General features: G+C 65.8%; 16 protein-coding genes. 13 read left to right on the top strand and 3 right to left on the bottom strand.

What is annotated here, in order from left to right; all coding sequences use genetic code 11:
• Nucleotides 1-8 precede the first annotated feature (8 nt).
• The 3 genes from ggt to MK313_RS09285 all read right to left on the bottom strand — a co-directional run bounded on the left by ggt (nt 9) and on the right by MK313_RS09285 (nt 4,608).
• The gene (gene ggt, locus MK313_RS09295; RefSeq protein ID WP_287781059.1) at nt 9-1,712 is read right to left on the bottom strand and encodes a gamma-glutamyltransferase; all 1,704 of its coding nucleotides are present in this window, start codon (nt 1,710-1,712) and stop codon (nt 9-11) included.
• Between the two features lie 126 nt (nt 1,713-1,838).
• The gene (locus tag MK313_RS09290) at nt 1,839-3,458 is read right to left on the bottom strand and encodes a Na/Pi cotransporter family protein (protein ID WP_287781058.1); all 1,620 of its coding nucleotides are present in this window, start codon (nt 3,456-3,458) and stop codon (nt 1,839-1,841) included.
• Nucleotides 3,459-3,561: 103 nt separating this feature from the next.
• Nucleotides 3,562-4,608, bottom strand: coding sequence for a helix-turn-helix domain-containing protein (locus MK313_RS09285; RefSeq protein ID WP_287781056.1), 1,047 nt, complete (start codon nt 4,606-4,608; stop codon nt 3,562-3,564).
• A 211-nt stretch (nt 4,609-4,819) separates the two neighbouring features.
• On the opposite strand from MK313_RS09285, the gene MK313_RS09280 reads away from it, so the two are divergent.
• From MK313_RS09280 to MK313_RS09220, 13 genes are all read left to right on the top strand, one after another.
• Nucleotides 4,820-7,078 (top strand): S8 family serine peptidase, encoded by a 2,259-nt coding sequence (locus MK313_RS09280; protein WP_287781054.1) that lies wholly within the window; start codon nt 4,820-4,822, stop codon nt 7,076-7,078.
• A 121-nt stretch (nt 7,079-7,199) separates the two neighbouring features.
• Nucleotides 7,200-8,234 carry a hypothetical protein gene (locus MK313_RS09275; protein WP_287781052.1) on the top strand — a complete coding sequence of 345 codons (1,035 nt, stop codon included), beginning with the start codon at nt 7,200-7,202 and terminating at the stop codon, nt 8,232-8,234.
• 4 nt (nt 8,235-8,238) lie between these two features.
• On the top strand, nt 8,239-8,640 hold the full coding sequence (locus tag MK313_RS09270; RefSeq protein ID WP_287781050.1) for a hypothetical protein: 402 nt from the start codon (nt 8,239-8,241) through the stop codon (nt 8,638-8,640).
• Nucleotides 8,641-8,740: 100 nt separating this feature from the next.
• The gene (locus MK313_RS09265) at nt 8,741-9,076 is read left to right on the top strand and encodes an STAS domain-containing protein (protein ID WP_008943312.1); all 336 of its coding nucleotides are present in this window, start codon (nt 8,741-8,743) and stop codon (nt 9,074-9,076) included.
• Between the two features lie 68 nt (nt 9,077-9,144).
• Complete coding sequence (locus MK313_RS09260) at nt 9,145-11,106, top strand: PP2C family protein-serine/threonine phosphatase (protein WP_287781047.1); 1,962 nt, start codon at nt 9,145-9,147, stop codon at nt 11,104-11,106.
• Between the two features lie 17 nt (nt 11,107-11,123).
• The gene (locus tag MK313_RS09255; protein WP_287781045.1) at nt 11,124-12,050 is read left to right on the top strand and encodes a class I SAM-dependent methyltransferase; all 927 of its coding nucleotides are present in this window, start codon (nt 11,124-11,126) and stop codon (nt 12,048-12,050) included.
• Nucleotides 12,051-12,067: 17 nt separating this feature from the next.
• Nucleotides 12,068-12,784 (top strand): amino acid ABC transporter ATP-binding protein, encoded by a 717-nt coding sequence (locus MK313_RS09250; RefSeq protein ID WP_287781043.1) that lies wholly within the window; start codon nt 12,068-12,070, stop codon nt 12,782-12,784.
• A gap of 6 nt (nt 12,785-12,790) precedes the next feature.
• Complete coding sequence (locus MK313_RS09245) at nt 12,791-13,207, top strand: ATP-binding protein (protein WP_287781041.1); 417 nt, start codon at nt 12,791-12,793, stop codon at nt 13,205-13,207.
• Between the two features lie 41 nt (nt 13,208-13,248).
• On the top strand, nt 13,249-14,505 hold the full coding sequence (locus MK313_RS09240; RefSeq protein ID WP_287781039.1) for an NHLP bacteriocin system secretion protein: 1,257 nt from the start codon (nt 13,249-13,251) through the stop codon (nt 14,503-14,505).
• Nucleotides 14,506-14,511: 6 nt separating this feature from the next.
• Complete coding sequence (locus MK313_RS09235; protein ID WP_287781036.1) at nt 14,512-16,767, top strand: NHLP family bacteriocin export ABC transporter peptidase/permease/ATPase subunit; 2,256 nt, start codon at nt 14,512-14,514, stop codon at nt 16,765-16,767.
• Nucleotide 16,768: 1 nt separating this feature from the next.
• Nucleotides 16,769-19,729, top strand: coding sequence for an NHLP bacteriocin export ABC transporter permease/ATPase subunit (locus MK313_RS09230; RefSeq protein WP_287781033.1), 2,961 nt, complete (start codon nt 16,769-16,771; stop codon nt 19,727-19,729).
• Nucleotides 19,730-19,746: 17 nt separating this feature from the next.
• Complete coding sequence (locus MK313_RS09225; RefSeq protein ID WP_287781031.1) at nt 19,747-21,093, top strand: TolC family outer membrane protein; 1,347 nt, start codon at nt 19,747-19,749, stop codon at nt 21,091-21,093.
• Between the two features lie 67 nt (nt 21,094-21,160).
• Entirely contained in the window at nt 21,161-21,961 is an 801-nt protein-coding gene (locus MK313_RS09220) for a DUF3108 domain-containing protein (protein ID WP_008943321.1), read from the top strand.
• Nucleotides 21,962-22,137: the final 176 nt, after the last annotated feature.

Below are 22,137 nucleotides of genomic sequence, written 5' to 3'. Positions count from 1 at the left end.
GCCATCCCCTAATATTTCCGTCCCCGCCTCGGATCGGGCCAGAAGGAGGTGCCGCGGCGGGCAAGGCCGCCGCCCACGCCCATCGGCACGCCGTCGGCGCGCCAGCAGGACGCCCCTTCCATCGTGCCATCCGCGTTGAAGGCGATGGCACCCATGCCGCCGGCCACATGGTCGGTGGCGATCACCGTATGGCCCAGCGCCGCGAAACGCTCGCGTACATCCTGTGGCACCGCAGTCTCGATCTCGACCTCCTGCCCTTGCGTGAAGAGGCGCGGCGCTTCCACCGCCTCCTGCAGGCTCATGCCGTGATCGACCCGGTTCAGGATGAACTGGAACACGGCGGACGGGATGCGGTGCGCACCCGGCAGGCCCACGGCAAAGATCGGCTTGCCGTCACGCTTGCCGATGGTCGCCGAGATGCCGCTGGTGATGCGCTTGCCCGGCAGCAAGGACAGCGCGTTGCCCGGATGCGGATCGAACAGATACATGTAGTTGGTCGGGATAATGCCGGTGCCCGGGATCATGATGCGCGCGCCGAACAGGCTGTTGATGGTCTGGGGCGAGGTGACGATGTTGCCCGCCGCGTCGGCCACGGTCAGGTGCGTGGTGTTGGCCGATTCGACATTCAGGATCTTCGCCTCGAAGGCGCTGGCCCGGTCTGTCCTGATTTCCGGCCGGCGTTCATCGGCATAGTCCTTGGAGATCAGCCGTTCCACAGGCACATCGACGAAGGCCGGGTCGGCGGTGGTGGCGCGCCGGTCAGCCGCCGCGATCTTCAGCGCCTCGGCCATCAGATGCAGCGTCTCCGTGGTGCCGAAGCCCATGCCGGCGATGTCATAAGCCTCCAGCAGGTTCAGCATCTGCACGATATGCACACCACCGGAACAGGGCGGCGGCGGACCGACAATCTCCACCCCGCGATAGATACCGCGCACCGGCTGGCGCTCGACCGTGCGGTAATTCGCCAGATCCTCCAGCGCGACGTAGGAGCCGGCCTGCTGCAGATAGTCGGCGATCCGCTTGCCCAGATCGCCGCCGTAAAGGTGATCCGGTCCCTTCTCCGCGATTTCCCGCAGGGTCTGGGCGTAATCCGCCTGCACCAGCAGCGCACCCTCTTCCAGCGGCTGGCCGCCGGGCAGGAAGACAGCGGCAATCGCCGGGTCGAGCTTCAGATCGTCGGAAATCTCCTCGATGCAGGAGGCCAGGTAATTGGTCACCCGGAAACCGCGCGCGGCATGGCGGATGGCCGGCTCCATGACGGTTTCCAGCGGCAGAGTGCCGAAGCGTTCCAGCGTCTCGCACCAGGCCTTGAGGTTCCCTGGCACGGCGACCGAAGCCGGGCCGACGCGGTTGCGGCGCCCTTCCGATTCCATGTAGTCCGGCCAGACATCGGAGATCGGCTTGAAGCTGTCGGGCTTTGCCGCCATCGGCGCTGTGGCGAGGCCGTCGATCACCGTCTCGCGCCCATCGGCCAGATGCAGCACCGCTGTGCCGCCGCCGAAGATGCCGACCATCATCGGCTCCACCACGGTCAGGGTGAACAGGGCGGAGATCGCGGCATCGATGGCGTTGCCGCCCATCGCGAACATCTCGGCCGAGGCGGCGGAGGCCAGCGGATGGTTCGTCACCGCCATGCCGCGCGAAGCCGTTACCGGCGTCTTTTCGCACTGGAAGAGCGTTCCGGCGCGGCCGCGCCAGCCTGAATTGGTCATCTCGTCCTGCCTGTCCGTCGATGGATCGCCAAAGGATGGAAGGCCATCCTAACGGCTGAGCAGGCGAGGACCAGCCGAAACCCGTGCATCAGGCTGCACGAAAAGCGCGGCAGCCATGCCGGTGTCTCAGCTTTCCTCTTGGGTTATGGCCAGAGGTGCCTTCTGCGTCATCTCCCGCAGCATCCAGATCAGCCGCTCGAACAGGCCAGTCAGCTGCAACAGCCCCAGCTTTTCCTCCCGGCCAAGCGAAACCGTCTCGTCGCTGAGGAACTGCCGGCGTACCCCTTCCATCAGCTCGCCGCGATCCCCGGTGATCCGCTGGATCAGCGCCATATCCTCGGGATCGCCGCTTTCCATCGCCTCGACGAAGGACAGCAGCACGGCATCCAGCCCTTCGATCAGGGCGATGCGGATATCCTCCAGCGCGGCGCTGCCCTGCAGCAGCGGGGCGGCCTCGGCAAACTCCGCCAGCGCGGCTTCCAGCGTCTCCAACCGGCTGTGCCGGTCCACGATGCGATAGACCCGCTCGTGATTCTCCGCGACCAGCCGGTCGTCCGCCAGATCATCGATATAGATGCCCGCCTGCCTGTGCACTGACCGGAAGGCCTCGCGCAACGCCGCCATCTTTCTGGCACGCTGGCTGGACTCTGGCAGGCGCGGCACGTCGATATAGCGCGGCAGCCGCTGCAACAGGCGCAACTGCTCCTTCTCCGCCATGATCAACGCGATCTCCGGGTTGCCGGCCACATGATCGCTGAGATAGGCGAGGCGCGATTCATCCTCCTGTTCGGTCGGCGGATAAAGCCGGGCGAGCAGCCTTTCCGACGGTCCGATCAGCGGCAGCAGCACAAATCCGGCAATCATGTTGAAGAACAGATAGGCGAAGGCGATCTGCTGGCCGACATCGTCGGACAATGACTGCACCGCCGCCATGAGCGGCGGAAACCCGAAAAGGGTTTCCGTATAGAACAACGGTACCAGCACGATGCAGCCGACAATATTGAAGGAAAACTGATACATCGCGACCTGGCGCGCGGTTCCCCTGATCTGCCCGGACAGCAGCCAGGTGGCAATGGAACTGCCCAGGTTCGTGCCGTAGGCAACCATGACGGTCTGCTCGAAGCTCAGCAGACCGCTTGCCGCGAAGGCAATGGCCAGCAGCGAGACGCTAACGGAAGACTGGCTGATCAGAGTCAGGACCGCACCGATGGCCAGCGCCGCCATGGGCGAGCCCCCGGCCCCCGCCATCATCTCCTTGAAGAAGGGCTCCTCGGCGATCGGTGCCGCCCCCATCTTCAGCAGCACCAGCCCGTAATAGAGCAGGCACAGGCCGAAGACGGCACGCAGCACCGCCTGCCAGTTCTGGAAACGCTGCATGGTCATCAGGATGCCGCTGCCGCCCAGCGCCATCAGCACCACGATCTCGATATCCAGCGTGACGACAAAGATAATGACCGAGGCGCCCACATTGGCGCCGACGATCATCGGCAGGGCGCGGCGCGCATCGATCATCCGCGCCATCAGCAGCCCGACCAGAATGAAGGTGACGATCTGCGTGCTCTGGGTGATCGCGCCCAGGATGGCACCCCACATCAGCCCCGCCGGGATCGAGGAAGCGACCCGCGCGATTTCCTGCTGTATGCGGCGGTTGGCGAGGCTGCGCAGATTGCCGGTCAGCATGTCGCTGCCAGCGAAGAACAGTCCCAAGCCGCCTAGAATGGTCGCAATGATCCAGGCTGCTTCCATGCTGTCCCCTAGCCCCTGACGCCCGTGATTAAACTAATAATTACAGTAGTTTCGATACGGGAGCGAAGTCCAGCTCCTCGTGATGGGCCGGAAACGGGGCCGGTCAGAGGGTACGAATCCAGCCCTCCCACTCCCGGTCGCCGAAGATATCCGGCTCGCCGGCCGGGGCAGCGCCCTCCCGCGCAGCATGCAGCACGCCGGCCTGGCGAGCCTCTGACGGGGTGAAGCCATAGCGCCGGCGAAAGGCGCGGATGAAGGAGGACTCGCCGCTGAACCCGACCGAGAGCGCAATGTCGATGATCTTGCGCTGCTGCTGCGCGGGATCGGTGAGCAGCGTCAGCGCGTGCGCCAGCCGGCGGTCGCGGATATAGGAAGCGACACCGTCATAATACTGGAAAAGCTTGTACAGCCGGCTGCGGGAGACACCGAAGACCTCCGCAACGCTCTCCGGCGACAGGGCCGGGTCCTCGATATTTTCCTCGATATAGCGTTTCAGCGTGGTGACGATTGCCATGCGGATCGCCTGTTCGCCGCCTTCATTCTCGTGCGGGTTTCCGTTCAGCGTCGCGGCGACGAGATTCATCGTCGGCGAGACGATGAGCCCGCCCTGCTCCGTTGTCAGCCGGGGCGCCTGCTTCTGCAGTTCCAGCATATGGGTGCGCAGCAGCCGCGCGAACGGATCGTCTCCCCGGACGCACTGATAATGGCGATGGTCGGGGTCCTTGATGTGCGGCGCCAGCAGCGAGCGCGGCACGAACAGGGCCAGCAGGTCGAAATCCTCATTGGTGGTGTCCAGCGTCTGCGCATTGTCGAACACGCAGATATCGCCGGCCTCCATGATCACGTCGCCCTGCGGTGTGCGGGCATGGCAGCGGCCGCGCGTGAACAGCTGGATCATGTAATGATCGATGCCGTCGCGGTCGATCCGCATGCGGTCGCGCTTGAAATGCTGCCGGCTCGCCTTGCAGCGGATCTGCGACAGGCCGCCGAACAGATAGCCGTCAGTCAGCGCATGAAAGCCGTTTTCCTGATCAGGCGAGGTCAGGTCGGCCTGGTAGAGAACCGAAACACTGTCCCGCCAGACCTGAAACTTCTCCGCCCCTTCCAGCCGGTCGGTCGAGAAATAGGAATGCGGCAGCAATTCCCCCATCGACCTTCTCCCCCGTTTTATTTGCAAATCTTCTAATTGATAAAAAGCTTGGCATATTGCCGTATTCGGAGCAACCCGCCCGCTCGGGGATCCGGGCCGTTCGGGACGGAATGGGCATCGTTCCGGGACGGAATGTCAGGTCGGCCGCAACGGCATGGAGGACAGTGAAGGCTGAGCCATGCCGAAAACCGGAACACAGGACCTTATTCCCATGCTCCCGACCGACACCTACTTCCCCTACCAGTGGCACCTCATCAATACCGGCCAAGATGGCGCCAGAGTTGGCGTTGACCTGAATGTCGTGCCGGTCTGGCAGGACTACACCGGCAAGGGGGTGATTGTCGGGATTTACGATTCCGGCGTTCAGGTCGGCCATCCGGACCTGTCGGCGAACTTCGACCCTGCCTTGCAGCCGACAACGGTTTTCGGACCGCACGAACCCGATCCGGTCGATGGCCGCTTTGTCACGCAGGATGGGCACGGCACGGCTGTTGCCGGGCTGATCCTGGCCGCGAACAACGGGTTCGGGGTGGTCGGTGTCGCTTATGACGCCACCTTCGGCGCGGTGAACCTGATCCTGTCCGACAGCTATGAGTCGGATAATGAGGCGGGCGACGCCACCGAACTGACCGCCCTGAACTACCAGATGGCGCTGTACGATGTGATCAACCACAGCTATGGGCCGGACACACCCTTCATCTCCAACTTCACCGAATTCGAGAATTTCGCCAATCTCGCATCGATGGACCGGGCGGCCCTGCTGGGGCGGGATGGCCTCGGCACCGTCCATGTCGTCGCCGGCGGCAACGAGCGTACCGACGGCAACATGACGACCTATGGCGATCTCGGCAATCTGCGCTACACCATCAATGTCGCCGCCGGCTCCGCCGAAGGCGATATCCTCTATTACAGCAATCCCGGCGCCTCGCTGGTCGTCACTGCCCCGGTGGACCGCAATCCCGGCGATGACGGCTTCAAGTCGGTTACCACCGACCTGCTGGCCGGCCTCGGCTATTCCGGTAGCAACAATGCCGAAATCGATAGCCCGGACTATTCCGACCAGATGAACGGCACCTCCGCCGCGGCGCCGATGGTGACCGGCGTGGTCGCGCTGATGCTGGAGGCGAACCCGTTGCTGGGCTATCGCGACGTGCAGGAAATCCTGGCACTGACTGCCCGCGCGAACTGGCAGGAAGGCGCGTACGAGCTGTATGACTGGCAGACCAATGGCGCCACCTACTGGAATGGCGGCGGCCTGGAGTTCAGCCATGATTACGGCTTCGGCTTCGTCGATGCGCTGGCCGCCGTGCGGCTGGCCGAAAGCTGGACCGACCAGCGCACCCGCTACAACGAACAGATCGAAGTCGTCGAGGCGCTGGACATCGACACCGCCATCCCCAACACCGGCGTGCCGCTCAGCTACAGCTTCGAGGTGGAGGCCGATTTCACCGTCGAATGGGTGGAACTGGCGGTCGGGCTGGACCACAGCTGGTGGGGCGATCTGACAGTCACGCTGCTGTCGCCGGACGGCACGGAGAGCGTCCTGATGAACCGGCCCGGTGTGACGCCGGACATCAATGCCGGTCTGGATATTCCGGTCAGTGCTTCCGGTTTCGAGGGCGAGGACGAATTGCAGTTCATCTTCGCCAGCAACGCCCCGCGTGGCGAGCTGGCGGACGGCGCCTGGACGGTGACTGTCACCGATGCCGGCGCGGCCGGTTTCGGTGTCCTGGAGGACCTGACCCTGCTGCTCTATGGCCGCCCGGAAGAGGATGTCCAGACGTTCTACTATACTGACCGCTATGCCGATCTGGCAGCGGAACAGGCGGGCCGCCAGAGCCTGCAGACCGACGGACCGGCGAAGATCAACGCGGCGGCGGTCAGCGGCGATGTCGTCATCGACCTCTCGCCCGGCATGCTGGGCAGCATTGCGGGGGCGGACTTCACCCTCGTTGCGGGCAGCATCGTCACGGAAATCCTGGCGGGTGGCGGCAATGACAGCCTGACCGCCAGCGATATCGGCACCATCCTGGCCGGCGCACACGGCCACGATGCGCTGACCGGTGGCGCCGGGGCCGACCTGCTGGAAGGCAACAAGAATGCCGACACGCTGGTCGGCGGACTTGGGGATGACACGTTGCGCGGCGGCAAGGGGCACGACCGTCTGGACGGTGGTGGCGGCAACGATGTGATGCATGGCGGCCTCGGCGAGAACATCTTCGCCTTCGCCGACGGCAGCGGCATCGACACGATCATGGATTTCGGGATCGGCCGCGACCGTATCGAGGTCAGCCAGGGCATCAACGGCACGAATATCTCCACCGCGGCGGACCTGCTGGCGCTCGTCGCCTCGGATATTGCCGGCAACGCGGTGCTTGACTTGGGCAGTGGGAACCACGTCACTCTTGTCGGGGTCGCGGCGGCCGCGCTGGCCGAGGATCACTTCCTGATATCCGCGCCGATAGCATGACCATGCAGCATATGGCGTTCAGATGGCGGAACTGTCGGCAAGGCCCCGAAGATTGGCAGCCCTGAACGATAGCCTGACCGAAACGCTCTCAGCGTTCCTGCGGGACGGGGACGCCGGCGATATGCCCGGCCTGATCGCCGAACTGCAGGAACATGCCCACATCTGCAACACGACCCGGGCGATGAACAAGGTGTCGGGCGTCGTCGGTGTCGAGGATAATGCGCAGGGCTTTCACAGGCTGCTGACCACCAGAATCCTGCCGGTCATCGAGCTGAAATTGCCGTCCTATAGCGCAACGGCGGGACAGGCGAATTTGCTCGACCTGGTCGAACTGCTGAACGCGCTTGTCGCCTGGGAGACGCGGTCGGGGGTCGGGTTCGAGATACAGCGCTTCCGCCAGCAACTCGCCGACCGGCTCTATGGTGACATACAGCGGCAGACCGAGGCCTTCATCCGGCGGCTGGACAAGGCGGATTACGCGGAAATGCCGCAGGCCGGTGCCCTGATCCTGCAACTCGATGCCCATGTCTGGCTGCTGGAAGGCTTCGGCCAACGCCAGAAGGTGTCGGAATTGCAGAATGCCTCCGCCCGCCTGGCCCGCAGCATCGTGCGCTCGGTCAGCCGCACCCTTCAGGGTTTCCTGGCCGATGGCGACATTGTGCGCCATTTCGACGTCTCAGCCGTGCTGCTCTATGTCGAGGATCTGGTCGTCGCCATGCTGGGCGTGCTGGAATCGACCAGGGAGGAAGAGGCCAAGGGCGCGGCACACCCCTTCATCCTGTCGCTTGGCGAACAGATCGCGACGGCTAACCTCGCTGATCTGGATGCGCTGCTGTCCTACTATCTGCGCGCTCTGGAGCGCGCCCTCGACACGCCGAAGGTGAGCAAGGACACGTTCCGCATCTTCTCGACACATGCCGGCATGACCTTGCGGCTGCTGCGCGGGCTTGCCCGCCAAGGGGGACAGGCGAAAGCCAGCGGCCTTTATGAGCAGGGAATGCAGCGGGTCTATGGCCTGCAGGCAAAGGCGCGTAGCCTGCACCGTGACAGTGCCGAACCGCATATCGCGGACAAGCTTGCCCTGCTTGAAGCGATCACGGCCGATTTCGAAAAGCCCCTCGTCCAGATCATCCCTTCTGCCACAGACCGTCTTTGACCCCATGATCGATAAACCCCTGTCTCCCGCGGAACGCCTGAAGGACACGGTCTGGCAGCAGATTGTGCGGCTTGCCACGACAGACGCCCATTTCCGCGACAGGCTGCAGACCGAGCCGGTGGCCCTGTTGCAGGCTGTCGGGATCACGGTGCCGGCCGGCATCCGCTTCGTCTGTGTCGAAACAGCGGCGGACAATGTCGCCGAGGTGCTGGGGCGCTCGGACGGCAATCTCGTCTATGTTCCCATCGTGACATCTGCCGCGCCGGACGCCGCTGGCGAACTCGAAGACGAGGCGCTGGATGCCGTGGTCGGCGGCACCGGGCCGCTGACAGGCACGCCCATGCCATCGAACTTTTCCGCGATGATCTCCTTCACGGATGGCGTCAATGTCGGTTCCGCCAATTGAGCCGGATATGTTAGCCTCAATGTCAGCATCGCCGGGCAAGCCGCTGGGTATCCAGTGGCCCAACCGGATGCATCCAACAGCAGGCAATCGGTAGAGGGCTATGGAGATCAAGGAAAGCGATCACGGCGATACGCTGGTCGTCATCTTGTCCGGCAGGCTGGACAGCACGACAGCGCCGGAGTTCGAGCGGCACATCATCGGACGCATCGAAGGCGGCCGGAACGACATCGTGATCGATTTCGGCGGGCTCGAATTCATCTCCAGCGCCGGCTTGCGCGTCATGCTGATGGCGGCCAAGCGGGTGAAGGCCGGCAAGGGTCGTCTCAGCCTGTGCGCGCTGAACGATAATATCGCCAAGGTCTTCGAGATCAGTGGCTTTCTCGCGATCTTCACCATCTATCCGGACAGCGGCGCCGCCTTGGCCGGTAACAGGTAAGCTGTGATGCCTTCGACCGGGCCGCGCACCGCCGGCCCCCTTTCCGTCGTTCGGGGCATTCCCTCACCATGTCGCTGAAACTCCGCCTCCTGCTGCTGATCGTCGGGTTGCTGAGCGCCGCCATCCTAGGGCTGGCGGTCTCGCTCGGCTGGCAGGCGCGCAACGCGATCCTGCTGCAGGCGGAATCCGATGGCACCCGCATCGCCCGCGTGCTGGCGCAGGCGGCCTCCGTCGCCAACACGGTGCCGGCGGAAATCGAGCAGGTGATCGGCCGGCAGATGGTGTCCGAGGCGCTGCTGACAGCGCATCTGTTCGACATCGCGGAGCAGGCCGGCCTCTCCACCGAGGCGGTCAATGCCCGGCTGATGGAGATCACGGCGCGCAGCGCGATCACGGAAATCTGGGGTTTCAACGAAGCCGGCACTTCGACCTATGGCAGCCTGCCGGATGTCGGCCTGCAAATCTTCCCCGACCCGGAACGCAGCCCGGTCCTGTCGCGCTTCTGGCATCTGCTGTCGGGCGAGAAATTCTCCGTCACCGGCCCTGGCATCGACCGCGATCTCGACGGAAAGCGCTTCAAATATGCCGGTGTGCGCGGCGTCAGCGCACCGGGCGCGGCGCTGGTCGGCTATGATTTCGACTTTATCGGCGGCATCGTGGACAGGATCGGCCTCGTGCAGGTGGTGCGAAGCCTGCTGGACAGCGGCCGCGTGAACGCGATCTGGGTGTTCGACTATCAGTTCCAGCCGCTCGCCCAGGGCACGGTGTTCGGTGACGAGTTGAACCAGCCGCCAGACAGCCGGGAGCAAGAAGCGCTGGACGACAGCATCCGCACCGGCAGCACGGCAAGCTGGCTGGCCGGGCGCGACATGGTGGTGGTGACGCCGATCCCCGGTCCCGATGGCGGCCCGATTGGCGCCACGCTGCTGCGCCTGCCGACCGACGGGCTGCAGAAGCTGATGCAGTCCAGCCTGATCTATACCGCCATCGTCGCCGGGCTGGTGCTGGCCGCCAGCCTGATCACGGCGACCTGGTTCTCGCACCGGCTGACCCGCCCGCTCACCAGCATCGGCGAGGCGGCCCACGCGGTCGAGCAGCAGCGTTATGTCCGGGGCCAGCTTCAGCAGGTCGCCGGCCGCAGCGACGAGTTCGGCAACCTCGCCCGCGTGTTCGAGGAGATGGCCAAGCAGGTCTTCGCCCGCCAGGAGGAACTGGATGCGCTGGTGAAGGAACGCACCCTGCAGCTGCAGCAGAAGAATGAACAGCTGGAAGCCGCCAACGCGCAGATCGAGCAGGAGTTGCTGCTCGCCCAGAACATGCAGACCGCCATCCTGCCGGCCGCCTTCCCGCAGGACCCGCGCTTCACCGGGTACGCGATGATGAAGGCGGCGCGCCATGTCGGCGGCGATTTCTACGATTACTTCATGCTGGACGAGGACCGCATCGCCGTGGTCATGGCCGACGTGTCCGGCAAGGGCGTGCCGGCGGCCTTCTTCATGGCAGTGTCGCGCACGGTGATCCAGAGCGTGGCGCAGAAGGCGGACGGTCCGGGCGACTGCCTTGCCCGCGCCAACGATCTGGTATGCCAGGAGAACCCGCTGGAGCTGTTCGTTACCGTGTTCTACGGCATCCTCAATGCCCGCACCGGCGAGTTCCGCTTTGCCAATGGCGGGCATAACCCGCCCTATCTGATCGGCGCGGACGGTACCGTCACGGCGCTGGAGACCACCGGCGGCATGGCGCTCGGCATCCTCGACGAGATGCCCTTCGCGGAAAAAAGCGTGACCCTGCGGCCGGGCGACTCGCTGTTCCTGTTCACCGATGGCGTGACGGAAGCCTTCGACCCTGCCAACGAGGAATATGGCGAGGCCCGGCTGGAATCTGCCCTGCAGGGCAGCCATTCCCTTGCCATCGAGGCGCTGGCCCAGCGCGTGGTGGACGATGTGGGCGCCTTCAGCAACACCGCCCCGCAATCGGATGATCTGACATGCCTGGCGTTGCGCTATGCCGGGCCGGGCGGGCGGACATGACCATGGCCGGGTGCAAGATGAAACGGAATGCCAGTGAAAGCGGGATGCCCGGCACGGCGGAGGAGACCTCCCTGCCCTATGGTTCCCAGGCTGAACAGGCGATGGAAAAGACGGACGAGATGAACGACGCTGCGGCCATACAGAACGCGAGCGATGGCGAGATCGCGGCCATTGCGCGTGCCTATGAACGCTATTTCGCCAGCGGCTTCTACGACCAGCGCTATCCCCGCCACAATGCGCAGAGCCTGGCGACGATTCTGCAGGTCGGCAGGGAGGCCCGCGCCATCCTGGATTTCGGCTGCGGCGACGGGCGCTATGTGCTGCCGCTGCTGCATACGACAGGCGCGCGGATATTCGCCTATGACATCTGCCCGGTGGCGCTGAAGAGCCTGGAGCGCCGCATCGCCAATGAGCCGGGACGCGACCGGGTGCAGACGATCCTCGGCCCGCGCGAGGACTATACCGAGGGCGCGCCGGTCGATCTGGCGCTCATCATGTTCGGCGTGCTGGGGCATATTCCGGGCCGGGCGAACCGGGTGGCAACGCTGCGCCGCATCCGCGACCTGCTGACGCAGCAAGGCAGCGGAAACCTCGTCGTCAGCGTGCCCAATGCCGCCCGGCGGTTCCGGTTGGAGCAGCAGGAACACAAGGCTGCCCTGGCGGCCGGCACGCCGCGCCCGCCGGCCCGCGAGGACGGCGATATTCTTTACAGCCGCGCGCATGACGGCGAGCGGATCGAACTGTTCTATCATCTCTACAGCCCGGCCATGCTGGCCGGTGAACTGCGCGATGCCGGCTTCCGGAACGTCCGGATGCAGGCGGAGAGTGTGTGGCCGGAATCCGGCGTCACCCGTTCCGCCACGCTGGCCGCGTTCGACAGGCTGTTGCGGTCGGTCACCCCGCCGGGCCTCGGCTATGGCATTCTGGCGACGGCGGAGGCATGAGGATGGGAAACACGGCCTTGGCAACGGAAACTGTGACGGCGGCGGCGATCCGCTTCGAGGATGTCAGCAAGCACTTCGGAGAGACACCCGTGCTGGAGGCGGTCTCCTTCAGCGTCCTGCCCGGCCAGGTGGTCTGCATCGCCGGACCGTCGGGGACCGGCAAGACCACGCTGCTGCGCCTGGTGAACGCGCTCACCCCCGCCGATCAGGGGCATATCCAGGCCGGCCCCTTCAACGTCACCCAGCCCGGTACCGACCTGCAGGCGCTGCGCCGGTATGTCGGGATGGTGTTCCAGCGCTACAGCCTGTTTCCACACAAGAGCGTGCTGGAGAATTTGACCATGGGGCCGCGCCAGGTGCTGCGCCGGCCACGCGCGGAGGCGGAGGAGCAGGCCATCGATTTGCTTGCCCGGCTGGAAGTGGCGGAGCTGCGCGAGCGCTATCCGGGGGAGCTTTCGGCCGGCCAGCAGCAGCGCGTGGCACTGGTGCGCGCCCTGACGATGGATCCGAAAATCCTGCTGCTGGACGAGGTGACCGCCGCCCTCGATCCGCGCATGGTGGACAAGGTGGCGGAGCTGATCCGCCAGATGGCGGCCACCGGCATGACCATCCTGGCCTCCAGCCATGACATGCGCTTCGCCACCCTGTGCGCCGATCTGCTGGCGCAGCTGGACCGGGGCCGGCTCGGGCCGCTGCAGCCCCCTCCGCCCCCCTCTCCGGCAGTGGAACCGTAACGGGCCATGGCGGCGCGGCTGGAAATCTCCATCGCCAATGACCGGAACGCCATCCCGGAAATCGTCGGCGCGGTCACCGCGCTGATCGAGGAGAACGGCCTTGCCCCCGATATCGCCTATGCCATCGAACTCGCCATCGACGAGCTGGTGACCAACGCGATCTCCTACGGCTATCCGGACGGCGGTCCCGGCAAGGTAACGGTCGAGGTCAGCATCGAGATCGACCGTATCGTGCTGGTCGTGCGCGATGACGGTATCGCCTTCGATCCGCTGGCGCAGGCGCCCGAACCGACACTGGAGGGCAATGTCGAGGATAGGCCGGTCGGGGGGCTTGGCCTGCATCTGGTGGAAGCGATGATGGACGAAGTCGCCTATGAACGGCGCGACGGGGAGAACCGGCTGACCTGCATGAAGCGGCGCTAAGCCGCGCAGGAACGGCGGGAACGAAGGAAGGGGCGGAATCGATGGCGGACGGTATCTTCAGGAAGACCGCGCTGGAACGGCTGTCCTCGCCGGATCAGCTCGACCGTCTGATCACCGTCACCAGACCGCGCGGCTGGATGGCGCTGGTCATGCTGTGCGTGATCGCCGCCGCCGCCATCGCCTGGGGCATTCTGGGCAGCATCCCGACGCGCGTGCAGGGCAATGGCATCCTCATCAGCACCGGCGGGCAGGTCGTCAATGTGCAGGCCCCGGGCAGCGGCACGCTGAGCGAGATCGACATTCGTGTCGGCGAGACGGTCGCTGCCGGACAGATCGTCGCCCGGCTGTCCCAGACCGATGCCGCGCAGCGCTATGAAAATGCGCTGGCCGTGGTCGAGGAAAAGCTGGACAACCAACGCCGTGTGGAGGAACAGGCCGACCAGGAATGGGCGGTGAAGCAGCAGAATTTCGACCGCCGCCGGGCGGCCTTGCGCGACCGGCTGGCCGCCGGCCAGCAAAGGCTGGACTTCCTGCGCGGTCGGCTGGCCGATGAGGAAAGGCTGCTGGCGGACAAGGTCATCACCCGCGAGGTCGTGGCCCGGACCCGCGACGAGGCCAACCGCGCCGCCCAGGAAGTGGCGGAGGTGCGCAACGACATGGCCCGGATCGAGGCCGAAGCGCTGGACCTGTCGGCAACGCTCGACAATCGCCGCCGGGCCGCTGAGGATGCGGTCAGCGAGGCGCGCCGGCAACTGGCGCAGGTCGAGGCGACGCTGAACCGCGCCACCATCGTCATCGCCCCGGCCAGCGGCACGGTTACCGAGGTGAAGGTCTCGCAGGGCGCGCTGGTCACGGAGGGCCAGTCGCTGTTCGCCTTCCAGTCCGGCGGCGCGTTCCTCGACCTCGTACTCTACATCCCGCCGCAGCATGGCAAGCGCGTGAAGCCCGGCATGCCGGTGCAGATTTCCCCTTCCACCGCCCGGCGCGAGGAATATGGCACCGCCCTTGGCACCGTGGACTGGGTCTCCGACTTCCCGGCGACGCTGGAGGGCATGCGCGCGGTGCTGCAGAATGACGAGCTGGCGCGCAATTTCCAGCAGGGCGGGCCGCCCTATGTCGCCCGTGTGGCGCTGCAGCGCGACCCCGACACAGTCAGCGGCTATCGCTGGAGTTCCGCCAAGGGGGCAACGCTGGCGCTGTCCGGCGGCACGCTGGCCAGCGCGGAGATCACGGTTTCCGAACAGGCGCCGGTGACGCTCATCATCCCGCTGCTGCGCGAATATACCGGGCTGTTCTGATCGAAGATGACCGACAGCACATCCGCCCCTGTAACCCCCGGCGCCCCCGCCCCATCCCCGGCGCCGAAGCCTAATGCCCCGAAAGGCGGCCGGCGCTTCCGCACGCCCACCATCCTGCAGATGGAGGCAACGGAATGCGGCGCCGCCGCACTCGCAATGATCCTCGCCCGGTTCGGCCGCTGGGTGCCGCTGGAGGAACTGCGGGTGGAGTGCGATGTGTCTCGCGACGGCTCCAAGGCCTCCAATATCCTGCGCGCGGCGCGGCGCTACGGGCTTGTGGCGAAGGGCTACCGGCGCGAGCCGGAGAGTGTGACCAACCTGCCCTTCCCGATGATCATCTTCTGGAATTTCAATCACTTCCTGGTTCTAGAAGGGATCGACCGGAAGGCCGGAAAGGTCTGGCTGAACGACCCGGCGCTGGGTCCGCGCACGGTCAGCCTGGAGGAGTTCGATTCGGGCTTCACCGGTGTGTGCCTGGTGTTCGAGCGCACGCCGGACTTCAGGAAAGGTGGCGAGAAGCCCAGCATCATCGCCCCGCTGAAGCGCCGGCTGCGCGGCTCGCAGGGCGCCATGGCCTATGTCATGCTGGCCACCCTCCTGCTGGTGCTGCCTGGCCTCGTCATTCCGGTCTTTTCCAAGATCTTCGTCGATGACGTGCTGATCGGCGGCACATCGCAATGGCTGCTGCCGTTGCTGATCGGCATGGCGGTGACCGCCGCTCTGCAGGGCATCCTCACCTGGCTGCAGCAGATCCACCTGTCGCGGCTGGAGATGAAGCTGGCGCTCAGCTCCTCGGCACAGTTCTTCTGGCATGTGCTGCGGCTGCCGGTGGAGTTCTTCAACCAGCGCTTTCCCGGCGATATCTCGGCGCGTGTCTCCTCCAACGACGACATTGCCATGCTGCTGTCCGGCCAGCTGGCAAACAACATCATTGGCCTGGTGATGATCGGCTTCTACGCCATCGTCATGCTGTTCTACGATGTCTGGCTGACCCTCATCGGCGTCGGGCTGGCACTGCTGAACTTCCTGGCGCTGAAGGCCGTCGCCCGCCGCCGCGAGGACAGCAGCCGCAAGCTGGTGAACGAACAGGGCAAGCTGGCGGCCACCTCGATCAGTGGCATCCAGCTGATCGAGACGCTGAAATCCAGCGGGTCGGAGAGCGATTTCTTCTCCAAATGGTCCGGGTTGCAGGCCAAGTATCTGACTGCCCAGCAGGAGCTGGCGGTCACCACGACGCTGATCTCCGCCGCCCCCATCCTGCTGTCCGCGCTGTCCACGGCGGCGATCCTGGCGGTGGGCGGCTTCCGCGTTATTGACGGGTCACTGACCATCGGCGGGCTGGTCGCCTTCCAGGCGCTGCTGGCGAACTTTTCCACGCCCATCGAACAGCTGGTTGGGCTGGGCGGCGAGATCCAGACCGTCAAGGGCAGCCTGACGCGCATCGAGGATGTACAGAAATACCGGATCGACGACCGGCTGGGCGAAACCGAACGGATGTTCGCCACCGCCGCGCCGGAGCGCCCCCTGCCGCCGAAGCTGCGCGGCCATATCGAGCTGCGCGACCTGGTGTTCGGCTATAACCGGTCCGACAAGCCTCTGATCGACGGGCTGAACCTGACCGTGCAGCCGGGCCAGCGCGTCGCCCTGATCGGCGGGTCGGGCAGCGGCAAATCGACCATCGCCAAGATCGTCAGCGGCCTGTACCGCCCCTGGTCCGGCAGCGTGCTCTATGACGGAATCCCGCTGGACGAACTGCCGCATGCCTATTTTGCCAACTCCGTCTCCACCGTGGATCAGGAGATTTTCCTGTTCGCCGGCACGGTGCGGGAAAATATCGGCATGTGGGACAATTCCGTCAGCGAGGAGATGATCACCACGGCGCTGCGCGATGCCTGCATCCTGGATGCCATCGAAAGCCGGGCCGACCGCTACGAATCGCTGATCGCGGAGAATGGCGGGAATTTCAGCGGCGGCCAGCGCCAACGGCTGGAGATCGCCCGCGCGCTGGCCGGCAACCCGACCGTGCTGATCCTCGATGAGGCAACCAGTGCGCTGGACCCGGTGGTCGAGAAACGCATCGACGAGAATCTGCGGCGGCGCGGCTGCACCTGCCTGATCGTGGCGCACCGCCTCAGCACGATCCGCGACTGCGACGAGATCATCGTGCTGGAACGCGGACAGGCAGCGCAACGCGGCAAGCACGAAGAGCTGATCGCGGTGGACGGCCCCTATCGCCGGCTGATCCGGTCGGGGGAGGCCTGAGATGACCGATCCCGCAATCACCGGATATGACAGTTTCGACGCCGAACTGCTGGCCAAGATCGACGGCGAGAAGCTGTCGGTCGGCTACCACAATCCCTTCCTCGTCAGCGATCCCGGCCTGATCTGGCTGGTGCTGAAAGGCAGCGTGGACATCTACGCCGTACCGCTGGTCGATGGCGCCGTGGCCGGTACCGGCCAGCATCTGATGAGGGTCAGCGAGGGCGAGCTGATCTTCGGCATGCCGGCTATCCCCGATGACACTGTTGCCGATGGCCGCGCCCAGATCGGCCTGCGCGCGGTGGCGACCATGGGGACGGAGCTGTTCCGCGCCCGCCGCGGCGATATCGAGCAGGATGATTTCGACCTGATCGTGGTGGACTGGATCGACCGCTGGATCGCCGCCCTGGCGGAGATCGTGGCGCCGGTCGGCGGGCCGCGCCCGACCGGTTATCTGGAGGCCGAGCCGGACATCGCCTTCACCGCCGGCGCGGTACTGACGCCGCAGCGCGGAGACACGATCTGGGTCACGCTGGATGCCGGAGAGGCGACCGCCATCGGCCGCTGGCGCCTGACGGAGGACACTGCCGGTATCCCGCTGCCGCTGGCCGGCAATATGTGGCTGGCCTGCGAGTCCGACTGCCGCCTCACCGGCGCCTATACGCCGACCGCCTTGTTCCGGGGCATGCTGTGGGCAAGCCTCGATTCCTTCCACCTGGCTGTCATGCAGGTCATCGCCCGGCAGCGCGAGGAGGCCGGTGCCAGCGAGACCAGCCGGCTGGAGCGCAAGGCCGGCGCCAACCGCGCCACCTTCAACGCCTCGCTGCGCCGGATCGGCGGCATCCTGACAGGTCCGGAGGCCGAAGGCACCGTCACCGGCACGGCGGCGACCGGCGACCCGCTGTTCGACGCCGCAAGCCTGGTCGCCCAGGCCGCCGGCATCACGCTGACGCCACCAACCGACGATACCGATGCCGCGCCCCGCCTGCTCTCCGACATCGTCCGGCGCTCGCACATCCGCGTGCGGCGGGTCGTGCTGTTCGACGACTGGTACCAACGCGACAATGGCCCGCTGCTGGCCTATCGGGTAGCGGACAACAGGCCGGTGGCGCTGCTGCCCGATGGCGTTGACCGCTATGTGATGGCCGATCCGGCGGACGGCACGCGGCGCCCCGTCACAGCAGCCCTGGCGGACAGCCTGTCCGGCGAGGCGCATGTCTTCTACCGTCCGTTCCCAGCGCGCGCGATGCGCGTGCGCGAGGTCTTCGCCTTCGGGCTGCGCGGGCTGCGCCGCGACATGGCGACCATTGTGATGATGGGCATCCTGGCCGGGCTGATCGCGCTGGCGACGCCGATCGCGACCGGGCAGATTTTCGCCAGCATCATCCCGCGCGCCGATATTCCGGGGCATCTGACGATCATTGCCGGGCTGGTGCTGGCGGCGCTGGGCACCGCAACCTTCACGGTAACCCGCAGCTTCGCCGTGCTGCGCGTGCAGACCCGCATGGATGCCAGCATCCAGACTGCCGTCTGGGACCGGCTGCTGGCTCTGCCGGTGCCGTTCTTCCGGGAATACTCGTCCGGAGACCTGGCCGACCGCGCCAACGGCATCAACGCGATCCGCGAACTGCTGAGCGGCACCATCATGCAATCGGTCATGACGGTGCTGTTCTCGCTGTTCAGCCTGCTGCTGCTGTTCTGGTACAGCTGGAAGCTGGCCTTCATCGCGCTGGCCATCGTTGCCGTGCTGCTGGGGGCTTCGCTGACCATCGCGCTGGCGATGGTGCCGCTGCAGCGCGAGATGATCGGCCGCGGCGGCAGGATCGAAGGGCTGATCTTCCAGCTGCTCACCGGCCTGTCGAAGCTGCGCATCTCGGCCAGCGAGCCGCGTGCCTTCGCGAAATGGGCCGAACAGTTCGGCATCACCAAGGAGATCACCTACAAGGCGCGCAAGCTGGCCGCGATACAGGCCGTCATCACCGCGCTGTTTCCTCTGCTGGCCTCCATCGTGCTGTTCGCCTCGATCAGCTATCTGCTAAAGGGCGGCGAACAGGGAGAGGGCGGTTTCGGCATCGGCGATTTCCTGGCCTTCAACGCAGCCTTCGGGCAGTTCAGCGCCGCCATGGTCGGGTTGCTGGGCACGGTATCGGTGCTGATCGCCATCGTGCCGCTGTATGAGCGCGTGCGCCCGATCCTGGAAACGGTGCCGGAGATCACCGACGGCAAGGCCGACCCCGGCGCCATCGACGGCACCGTGGAATTCTCCCGGGTTGTGTTCCGCTACAAGCCGGAAACGCCGCCGATCATCGATGGCGTGTCGCTGACCATCGACAGCGGCAGCTATGTCGCCTTTGTCGGCGCCTCGGGCTCCGGCAAATCGACGCTGGTACGCCTGGTGCTGGGCTTCGAGCAGCCCGAGGCCGGCGGCGTCTATATCGACGGCAAGGACATTTCCGGCCTCGACATGCAGGCGGTGCGCCGGCAGATCGGCGTGGTGCTGCAGAATGGCCGCATCATGTCCGGCTCGATCTTCGACAATATCGTCGGCAGCCTGCCGCTGACCATCGACGATGCCTGGGAGGCCGCGCGCATGGCCGGGTTCGACCAGGATGTCGAGGCGATGCCGATGGGCATGCACACCGTGCTGTCGGAAGGGGCCGGCACGCTGTCCGGCGGGCAGCGCCAGCGCCTGATGATCGCCCGCGCGCTGGTGCACAAGCCGCGCATCCTGATCCTGGACGAGGCGACCAGCGCGCTCGACAACCGCACGCAGGAGGTGGTGAATGCCAGCCTCGCGCGGATGAACATGACGCGCATCGTGGTCGCCCACCGGCTCAGCACCATCCAGAATGTGGACCGCATCTTCGTGATGCGGCAGGGCCGTGTCGTCGAGCAGGGCGATTTCAACGCGCTGATGGCGCTGAATGGCGAGTTCGCAGAACTCGCCCGCCGCCAGCTGGTCTGAACCGGAGGAGACGGATCATGCGGATACGCACCCTCCTGCTCTCCACCGCGCTCACGCTGATGCTGGGCGGGCCGGCTTCGGCTGAAACCATCATCGACGCGCTGGTCTCGGCCTATCAGAACAATGCCGACCTGATGGCGGCGCGGGAGGAGCTGCGCGTAACCAACGAGCAGCGCCCGCAGGCGCTGGGCGGCTGGATGCCGACCGTCACGCTGCGCGGCAATGCCGACGAGGCCACCATCGACCAGCGCATTTCGCCCTCCTATGACCGCCGCACCCTGAGCGGCGCGCTGGAATATAACCAGACGCTCTATCGCGGCGGCGCGCTGTCAGCGACGCTGGACCAGGCGGAGAACACCATCCGCCGGCAGCGGGCGCTGCTGACCGATACCGAGCAGACAGTGCTGCTGCAGGCCGGCAGCATCTTCATGGACGTGATCCGCGACAGCCGCACCCTGGCGCTGAACCGGAACAATATCGCGGTGCTGGAGGAGCGGCGGCGCACGACACGCGCGCTCTACGATGTGGGCGACGCCACCCAGGCCGACCTGTCGCAGGCCGAGGCGCGGCTGGCGCAGGCCCGCGCGCAGTTGATCGCGGCACAGGGTCAGCTCGACGCGTCGCGCGCGACCTATGCGCAGATCGTCGGCCAGCCGCCGGAAGCACCGGAGATGCCGGGCCCGGTCAGTGGCCTGCCGGAAACGCTGGAGGCGGCCATCGACCTGGCGGAACGCTGGAACCCTGTGCTGCGCGCCTCCGGCCTCGCCGAGACCATCGCCCGCGACCAGATCCGTATCCGCCGGGGTGAGATGCTGCCCTCTGTGGCACTGGTCGGCCGGGTGCAGGAGGACAGCTATGACGATCCGCTGCCGCTGGACCGCCAGAGCCAGGCCTCGCTCGGCGTGCAGCTGACCGTGCCGCTCTATCAGTCCGGCGCGGATCATGCCCGGCTGCGCGAGGCGAAGAAGCGCGCCAACCAGCGCCAGCTGGAAACCGTCTCGCAGCTGCGCAAGGTGCAGGAACAGGTGATCCGTGCCTGGCGCGACCTGCAGACGGCACGGGCCAGCGTCGGTGCATTGGACGAACAGATCGCCGCCGCCCGGCTGGCGCTGGAGAGCGTGCGCCGCGAGGTGGAGATTGGCCGCCGCCCGCTGCTCGACCTGCTGGACGCGCAGCAGGAATTGCTGGATGCGGAGGTGAATCGTACGGGACGGCAACGCGATGTCGTGGTCGGCGAACTGACCCTGCTGTCCACCATCGGCGCGTTGACCGCCGAATCGCTGGCCCTGCCGACCGACCTGTACGATCCTCTGGCGGATTACGAAGCCACAAAATGGCGGTTGTTCGGTACCGGCATACGCTGACCGCAAACGCCCTGGTTGAAGTTGCGCGCCGCCACCCGATATCCATCGGGAACGGAGGCCTTCAGCCATGCGCTCGTTGTTCCACGGCTTCGCCGCACTCGTGCTCACCACCCCCATCGCCCTGGCCGCTCCACTGGAGCAGCCACGTGAGATATCGATTGCCGTCGATGTGTTTGCCGGCGGTTTGCATGTACTGACCATCGACAGCCGCACCCGGCTGAAGGCCGATGGCTATAATCTGGAAACGCAGCTGCAAAGCCGCGGCTTTGCCGGCTGGGTGTCGGGCTTCTCCCAGCATACGTTGTCCGAGGGCCGCATCGCTGACGGCGAGTTGCAGCCCAGCGTCCATCTGAACAAGGGCATCTGGCGCGGCGATTCGCGGTTGGTCGAGATGCGCTATGGCGATCATGGCCCGGTCGAGGTGACGGTGGAGCCGGTCGAGGACCCGTCAGAGCGCGAGCCGGTACCGGCCCGCCTGCGCCGCGATACCATCGATCCGCTGAGCGCCGTCCTCTTCGTGAACCAGCCGGCCTACGCGCAGGCCGGAGCCTGTGAATGGAAGGTACCGGTGTTCGATGGGCGGCGGCGCTATGATCTGCGGTTCGAACGGATTGCCGAGGAAACCCTGCCAGCCGGGCGCCATGGCGTCTATGCCGGCCCGGCCGTCAAGTGCCGGGTGCATTACGACAGCATCGCCGGGCGCTATACCGGCACACGCTGGCGCACCAGCAGCGAACCGATGCCGCCCTCCCATGTCTGGTTCGCCAAGCCCGAGGGAACCGATCTGTGGGTGCCCGTACGGTTCGAGGCGGAGCATTCGCTGGGCTGGGTACTGGCCTACCTCACCCGTCTCGACGTGACGCCATAGGCTGCTCTACCGCCAGCGCCGCTTCTCGAACCATCGGGTGATGTGCGAGAACGGGTAGCAGAACACGAAGAACCAGCACAGCACGTAGAAATACATCGGGATCACCAGCGCCGGGTCGCTGACCGATTCCATCGCGACGGTGGCACTCGACAATATCTCCTTCACCCCGACCATGG

It is taken from the genome of Oceanibaculum sp., assembly GCF_022449305.1.
GTDB lineage: Bacteria > Pseudomonadota > Alphaproteobacteria > Oceanibaculales > Oceanibaculaceae > Oceanibaculum > Oceanibaculum indicum.
The sequence above is the reverse complement of the archived record's forward strand: the minus strand, read 5'-3'. Positions and strand labels throughout refer to the sequence as shown.